This window comes from Pseudomonas sp. P5_A2_2, assembly GCF_054177685.1.
In genome coordinates, this window is sequence record NZ_JBGCUL010000184.1 from 1 (window position 1) to 6955 (window position 6955).

The window sequence follows — 6955 nt, forward strand, 5'->3', positions numbered from 1 at the left end:
TCGCTGACGGATCCTCAAGCCCTCTGAACCGAAGCTCCAGGTGGCTCGGCGTTCTACGCCTGTTCCACGAACTATCCGATCGATACCAAGCACGGCGTCATCGTGGGTGTGGAACCCACACCGGCTCATTGGACAGCCGAGATCGAGAGCACCAAGGCCATGATCGACCGCGTCGAAACGCAGTTCGACATCAAGCCGGAACGCCTGATTGGCGCCACCGCATATCGCAGCCAAAAGGCTAATCGGGATAATTTGTTAATTGCTCTGATCACTCTGCTACTGGTGTGGGTAAACCGGCAGGTCAGCGTCGAAACTTCCGCAGACCGAAACGCCAACGATCGCGGGCGCGGCGACTTGCAGGCATTTACTCACTCCCTCGAAGCAAGATTTCGCGATCATTTGACCATCGAGCAGTACGCGGTGGATGTCGGCATTAGTGCTGCCTATCTCAATGCGCTATGCCGCAAGCTGGTGGGCAATCAGCCTTGCAAATGATCAACGAAAGGTTGGTGCTGGAGGCTAAGTGCAGCCTGGTGTACACGATGATGACGATCAACCTGTTGACGCCGACAGACTGCACTCCTTTGGCAAAATCCTCCCATCAGGCAGGATGGACATTGTCAGCCGAACGCTGCTCCCATGGCGGACAAGGTGACCATGCCTCTACAAGCTTATCGATGAAGAGGCGTATCTTGGGGGACAGGTGTCGCTTGCTGGGGTAGATCACCCGGATAGGCTCTGCTGCCTCGACATACTCTGCAAGCAGTTGAACGAGCTTGCCGCTGCGTAGCTCATCGTTAACCACGTAGGACGGAAGCGTCGCAATTCCCAAGCCTGCGATAGTTGCTTGATGCAACGCTTCAGCGCTGTCCATCTGCAGCCGCCCAGCATGAGTGACCGAAACAGGCTGACCTTTCACACGGAAATTCCAGGGAAGCAATCTCCCCCCACTCACGAAATGCAGGCACTCGTGCGCGGACAGATCTTCGGGTGTTTGAGGCTTTGGATGCTCAGCCAGATACTTGGGCGAAACACAGGTGATCATTTGCTGATAAGCCACCGTGCGCGTGAGCAATCGAGAGTCCTCCTTGGGAGGGCCAATGCGCATGGCTAAGTCGAACCCCTCATCGATCAGGTCTACCAGCCTGTCCGAGAACGTGACGTCGATGCTGAGCGAGGGCCAATCTTTCAAACAGCATTCGATGTGATGAAGAACGTGAAGCCTGCCCAAGGCAACTGGCAGGCTCATCCGCAATCTCCCACTAGGTGTCGAACGACGAAACGCGAGCGCGTCCTCAACATCGTCGAGATCCTGTAAGACCCCAACACATCGCTCATACAGAACCTGACCGTCATCCGTCATGCTCAGGCTGCGGGTTGTGCGGTTGAGTAAACGCACCCGCAATCGGGTCTCTAGCCTGACAATCGACTTACCCACTGCCGAACGGGTAAGACCTAGTTGCTTGGCCGCAGCAGTGAAGCTTCCAGCATTTACGGAGCTTACGAAAGCGGCGATGTCGTTCAGGTTATGAATTTCCATACGACCTCAGCTTCTCACAATGGTGGGGGYGCCTTTGCACCCGTTATAGGGAACCAAATTCCCTAATAATAAGAATAATATCTCAATTAGCCACTCCATTGCCCACCGATCTATTGAGGTCAATATGAATACCGAAGTACAAACAGCCGTTCAAACCTGGGCCAACAGCCTGAGCGATTTGGTACCTGTTCTTAAGGGAATCGATACCAACACGAAAATGAGCGATATCCGCGATTCCTATGCAAAAATGCTTGCGCAGAATCCGGCGCCTGCTGGGGTCAAGTTTGAAGGCGTAGACATGGGCGGTGTCCCTGGCACGCTGGTAACTCCGGATGAGGTCAAGACCGACGCAGTCTTAATGTACATCCACGGTGGGGCGTACATAGTTGGTCGTCCTGACGGCTACCATGGCATTGGCGGCAACTACGCAAAAATGCTTGGAGCCCGGGTGTACATGCCTGACTACCGCCTTGCTCCAGAGCATAAGTTTCCAGCATCCATCGACGACACTTTGCGCGCATATGAGTGGTTGCTTGAACAAAAAATCCCAGCAACCAAGATTGCATTTTCAGGCGAGTCAGCTGGCGGCGCGATGGTTGTAAGCGTCATGGTGGCGGCAAAATCCAAAGGGCTTCCATTGCCTGCGGTCGGTTCCTCCATCTCGCCTTGGGCAAACCTTGAACACACAGGCGCCTCCATGAGCAACCGTGAAGGCCTCGATCCGCTGAACTCCAAGCCTGTTCTGGATATCCTTGCCAGAGCATTCCTGGGCGACACGCTGGCCAACCACCCTTTGGCTTCTCCTGTTTTTGCGGACGTCACAGGACTCCCACCAATTCTGGTACAGATTGGCGAGAACGAGCTGATGTTAAGTGACGCTATGCGCCTTGCAAACCACTTGGCGGACAACCGTGTCCGAGTCAATCTGGAAGTGTGGCCTGCAATGTTCCACGCCTGGCACTTCTACTACTGCATGCTGCCAGAAGGTCAGCAGGCGATGGAGAGCTCAGTACGCTTCATTGAGGCTGGTCTGGTCGACGCCAACCGCTGAGTCGAAAGTCAGAGCGCGACAGCTTTCCCGGTTGTCGCGCTTCTGCGCTTCTGCCCCATAGGGCCGCCATCACTGGACAAATGGCTAACAGACGCTGATCGCCACCGGAGGGTCCGTCGCACATCAAACCCACCGGAACACAGGTATGATCCGAGTTGCCACGTTTTCGCCCCGAGAAGGTACGCGCCTTTGTCGAGCTATTGGAAGTTAGAGGGCAACAACGTCTGTGTATTGCTAAATAACGTTTGGCCGATTAATCACGCGGTGCTCCGCACTGCTAATGCTTCCACTAACACCATCACGCTCTACACAGGTTAGATTTTCAAGTCACCTTCCAAGGATTCTGACGCCACTTGTTCTGGAAGAACTCGATAAATACCCGAATACGTGGACTCAGGTGTTTTCGATCTGAATACAACAAATAGATAGGTTCAATAACCCCTGACTTGAACTCCTCCAGCAGTGGCACCAGCGTTCCGGCTTTTACATCGAGTCCAATGTGGAAATCGGCAAGTTTTACGACCCCGGCCCCCGACAGGGCCATGTCTCGCAGTAGATCACCTTGAGTAAAAGACGCACTGGCTGTAACGGGGACCGAGACCCCCTCACCGTCTTGAAGAAACGACCACTTGTTCCAAGGGCTGACAAAGCTGAAGTTAAAGCATCGGTGGTCCAACAGATCTGCCGGTTTAGCCGGAATACCATGCCCGGACAAGTACTGCGGCGACGCACAGATCAGCCATTCACACTCACCTATTCGCTTGGCTATACGCGAAGAGCTGGGCAGCACTCCGCTGTGGATGGCGATATCGAGCCCCTGTTCGAAATGGTCAACGAATTGCGCACCCAACTGAATTTCAACATCCAGTGATGGATACAAATCCAGAAACTCAGGAAGCCAAGGCACTATTTGGTGCTTGGCAAAAGAGGTCATGGTGTGAATACGAAGGGTTCCACTGACTCTCGAGGGCAGCGCTTCAGCCAAGGAGTCAGCCTCGTTCATGGCCTCAACGACTGCCTTGGCACTACGCAGGTAAGCGGCGCCCTCCTCGGTCAGCGTCAGAATGCGTGACCCTCTCTGGAAAAGCCGAACTTGCAGTCGGTCCTCCAATCGAGTGATCAATTTACTGACTGCCGATGGAGTAATGTTATGAGCGCGAGCAGCAGCCGAAAAGCTTCCACACTCGGTAGACCAGATAAAGGCGAGTAGCTGTGAGTAATTGTCCATGCCCTATCCTAACGTAAATTGTTCAGACTCATGCTCCCTGAGCGACCATAAAAAAACGCGCCGAAGCGCGTTTTTTATGGTCCGAGTTACCGGATGAACTGCTCAATGTAGTCGTCTGGCAAACCCAGCGCTTTATAGTGAGCGCGGGCGGATTCGAGCTTGGTAAAAACGTCTTCATAGCCCACTGCAACACCCTGAGGATCGACGTAAGTGTAGCCACCTTGAACGTGGAACCAGGTGATCATTTCTTCGACATCTTCAGGCACGAACAGGGTGTGAGTTTCACCTGGAGGCTCATACGCAAAAGAGCCCTCTTCGGCTACCCAATCGTGTTCGAGGTAATACCAGCGCCCCTTCAGAACGATCGCATGCACGCCGCCGGTGTGCCGGTGACGAGAAAGCACGCCGGCCTGGCGCACACGCAGAAGGTTGATGTAATACCCGCCACTTGTGTTGAGCAGAAGAGGCTTGAACGAAACAGATTTGGTGACTGGTACCCACAACTCGTCATCTTCCAGCCATTGGGTCATTACACCCGGGTGAACCATGTCTGGCGTCATGTAGGGAACTTGGGGCAACTGATACGGAATCGCGAGTTCATCAGGTTTGACAGGAGTATTCATTACTGGACCTCTCAGTTTTTATTAACGAATTCACAGCACGATGAGTGCGCTCTGATTTCCGCTGACTGAAAGGTTATGGCAGTGATCCCGCGATGAAAATAGCTACAATTTCAAACCACCTGTGACGCACAGTCATAGGGAGCGAGAGTCCTCCGCCGAGCATGTAGCCGTCGGAATCAGGACTTCACAGGGGCGGTGCTTTGCCTTACTACAAGATCAATTTGAACACGCTCACGCCTGGCAACCGGCCGGCCTTCGATCATCGCAATAATGTTATTAGCGCTACTGATGCCAATGTCGGTCGAGGGTACACAAACAGTCGTGAGCGCTGGTACCGAGACCGCCGCGAAGTCGATGTCATCAAAACCGGTAATGGACAACTCTGTAGGCACATGGATGCCTTGTAAGCGCGCTTCTGCAATGGCCCCCATACAGGTTACGTCCGTACTACAGACAATTGCAGTTGGCCTTGGCGTCAGCTCCATCGCCATCCTGAGCCCCGCCCGGCCGCCTTCCAGCGTAAACGGCTGCTGAATGATCTGCGTGGGCGCCAGCTCAATCCCCGCCTCCTTCAATGTATCTGCAACCCCCTTGAGCCGGTATTTAGCCCGCTCGTTGTAGGCCACAACTCCACTGATCATTGCAATATTCTTGTGACCTAGATCCACAAGATGTTTAGCCACCATGCGTCCCCCTTCTTCGTTGCTGAAACCAACGCAATGGTGAGGGTGAGAACCGTCCAATGACCACATCAGGATTAAGGGGCAATGCGAGGCATCAAGCGCGTCATACACTACTGGACTGTGTTCCGTCCCCACTAGCAACAACCCCTCAACACCCCGCTCAATCATGTTGCGCACATTGATCAGCTCGCGCTCCTGGTCATACTCATGGGACGAAATGATCAGGTGGTAACCCAACTCATTCAGACGCTGCTGAAGGGCCTGAACCGCTTCGGCGAATACGGGGTTGTTGAACGTGGGAAAGATCGCACCGATGCTGTGGGTTCGGCGCGAAGCGAGCGCCCTCGCTGCTCCATCTCGGACATAGCCAAGCTTGAGGACCGCCGCCGCAACTTTTTCGAGCGTCGCAGGTTTTACCAAGTGGGGAGTTGAGAGCGCCCGGGATGCACTGCCGATGGATACACCCGCCAATTCGGCAACGTCTTTAAGTTTGGGCTTTTCATTTTTTTTCATTAAAAAGTCAGCATTCCTGGAACGGCGCGGTGACTGACGATCGCCGCCAATCAGCGACCAAGCCTCGGTTTTTTCGAGGTAGGACCGATCGTTATGCTAACAACTTTTTAAATTGGAAGGGATGATTCGAGCACACTAAAAAGAGGGGATCCGAAGCCCCCCTAAAGCGTCGATTCTATTTGATAACGATCGGGTTGACCGGCGCCCCGGTGCCGCCAACCACCTTCAAAGGCGCTGCGGTATAGAGGAACGTCCATTGATTGTCCTCGGCACAATCCGCCGCCAGAGGATCCAGTTGCGCGATCTCGGTCAACGTGACGCCCAGGTTACGCATCAGGGCATTGTGAAGAGGCAATGCCACACCCGAGACGGGATCAACTGTCACTTCGTTGGCGATGGTGTCGGTGACGAGGTTGGGAATTTCCATCTCGTGAAACCAACTGACCAACTCCGGGCTGTAAGTGAGACCCGGCTCGATGAAATCTTTATAAAACTCTTCTGGGTCTCGGTAGTAAAAAGAGCCAATCCAGCCAGTTCTGATGATCAGGATGTCACGTTTCTGAATCGTCACACCTTGAGCTTCAGCGGCCTTCATCAAGTCCACATGATTAAAAGTCTCGCCAGGGTCAAGAACGTCCTTGCCGCGATACCGCGCGATGTCGATCAGAATGCCTCGCCCGACCACACCTCGCTCGCCGATCGGTGCGACGCTGGCCTTGGCCAATGAACCGATCGTGGTATCAGCGTCATAACCGTTCCAGATTTGATCGTCATACCAAACGTGACCTAAGGCATCGTATTGAGTCGACCCCTGAAGATGAAAAAACATCACGTCATCGGCATACTCATAAGACCCCGGAAAATGCGGGCCCTTGCCGCAGTTGTAATGGCCCCTGTCCATGATATTCATCCGTTTGGCCTGCGAGCGCCCAGGCCAGATCGGGTCGCCTTTGGGATCGGCCATTCGGACCTGCAATGTGAAGGTCTTGCCTTGCTTGACCTCGGCAATGCCCTTGAGTACTTCAACGCCAGTCAAATAGTTGAGAGCGCCTACCTCGTCGTCCGGGCCCCATTTGCCCCAGTTTTTAGGAGAGTCTTTCAGCAGTTCGTGAATATGTGGCACAGTTTTTTCGTTCATTTTTACGATCTCACTTTTTGTATTTATAAGACAGCGCGGGCCGTTGATTGAAGCCGGATCACAAGGCAGATGACTTGGCATTTGTCAGGCGTGAGCCGATGTTGTCAGCCGCTGCCAAACCATTAACAAGGCGCTCGTAGTTCAAGGGTGGATTCATATTTTTGGCATAGGCAGCCGAT

6 protein-coding genes and 1 pseudogene are annotated in these 6955 nt (G+C 53.7%); 2 read left to right on the forward strand and 5 right to left on the reverse strand.

The features are described from left to right. Nucleotides 1–225, forward strand: a pseudogene (locus ACXRVY_RS13300) (IS5/IS1182 family transposase); the annotation flags it as partial. A gap of 376 nt (nt 226–601) precedes the next feature. Here the strand turns inward: ACXRVY_RS13300 and ACXRVY_RS13305 are convergent. Then, nucleotides 602–1540 carry a LysR family transcriptional regulator gene (locus tag ACXRVY_RS13305; RefSeq protein WP_223457485.1) on the reverse strand — a complete coding sequence of 313 codons (939 nt, stop codon included), beginning with the start codon at nt 1538–1540 and terminating at the stop codon, nt 602–604. A gap of 124 nt (nt 1541–1664) precedes the next feature. On the opposite strand from ACXRVY_RS13305, the gene ACXRVY_RS13310 reads away from it, so the two are divergent. Next, nucleotides 1665–2591 carry an alpha/beta hydrolase gene (locus ACXRVY_RS13310; protein WP_223457483.1) on the forward strand — a complete coding sequence of 309 codons (927 nt, stop codon included), beginning with the start codon at nt 1665–1667 and terminating at the stop codon, nt 2589–2591. Nucleotides 2592–2913: 322 nt separating this feature from the next. Here ACXRVY_RS13310 and ACXRVY_RS13315 read toward each other — a convergent pair whose 3' ends face one another. The 4 genes from ACXRVY_RS13315 to ACXRVY_RS13330 all read right to left on the reverse strand — a co-directional run bounded on the left by ACXRVY_RS13315 (nt 2914) and on the right by ACXRVY_RS13330 (nt 6776). Beyond that, the gene (locus ACXRVY_RS13315) at nt 2914–3819 is read right to left on the reverse strand and encodes a LysR family transcriptional regulator (RefSeq protein WP_223457480.1); all 906 of its coding nucleotides are present in this window, start codon (nt 3817–3819) and stop codon (nt 2914–2916) included. 86 nt (nt 3820–3905) lie between these two features. Continuing rightward, nucleotides 3906–4442, reverse strand: coding sequence for a 2,4'-dihydroxyacetophenone dioxygenase family protein (locus ACXRVY_RS13320; protein ID WP_223457479.1), 537 nt, complete (start codon nt 4440–4442; stop codon nt 3906–3908). Nucleotides 4443–4618: 176 nt separating this feature from the next. Beyond that, nucleotides 4619–5638: a LacI family DNA-binding transcriptional regulator gene (locus tag ACXRVY_RS13325; RefSeq protein ID WP_223457477.1), complete on the reverse strand. Its 1020-nt coding sequence runs from the start codon at nt 5636–5638 to the stop codon at nt 4619–4621. 175 nt (nt 5639–5813) lie between these two features. Beyond that, nucleotides 5814–6776, reverse strand: coding sequence for a cyclase family protein (locus ACXRVY_RS13330; protein ID WP_223457475.1), 963 nt, complete (start codon nt 6774–6776; stop codon nt 5814–5816). Nucleotides 6777–6955: the final 179 nt, after the last annotated feature.

Excerpts from the sequence above, each read along its gene's own strand:
- ACXRVY_RS13305 (WP_223457485.1), bottom strand. The coding sequence starts at position 1,540 with ATGGAAATTCATAACCTGAACGACATCGCCGCTTTCGTAAGCTCCGTA.
- ACXRVY_RS13330 (WP_223457475.1), bottom strand. The coding sequence starts at position 6,776 with ATGAACGAAAAAACTGTGCCACATATTCACGAACTGCTGAAAGACTCT.
- ACXRVY_RS13320 (WP_223457479.1), bottom strand. The coding sequence starts at position 4,442 with ATGAATACTCCTGTCAAACCTGATGAACTCGCGATTCCGTATCAGTTG.
- ACXRVY_RS13310 (WP_223457483.1), top strand. The coding sequence starts at position 1,665 with ATGAATACCGAAGTACAAACAGCCGTTCAAACCTGGGCCAACAGCCTG.
- ACXRVY_RS13315 (WP_223457480.1), bottom strand. The coding sequence starts at position 3,819 with ATGGACAATTACTCACAGCTACTCGCCTTTATCTGGTCTACCGAGTGT.
- ACXRVY_RS13325 (WP_223457477.1), bottom strand. The coding sequence starts at position 5,638 with ATGAAAAAAAATGAAAAGCCCAAACTTAAAGACGTTGCCGAATTGGCG.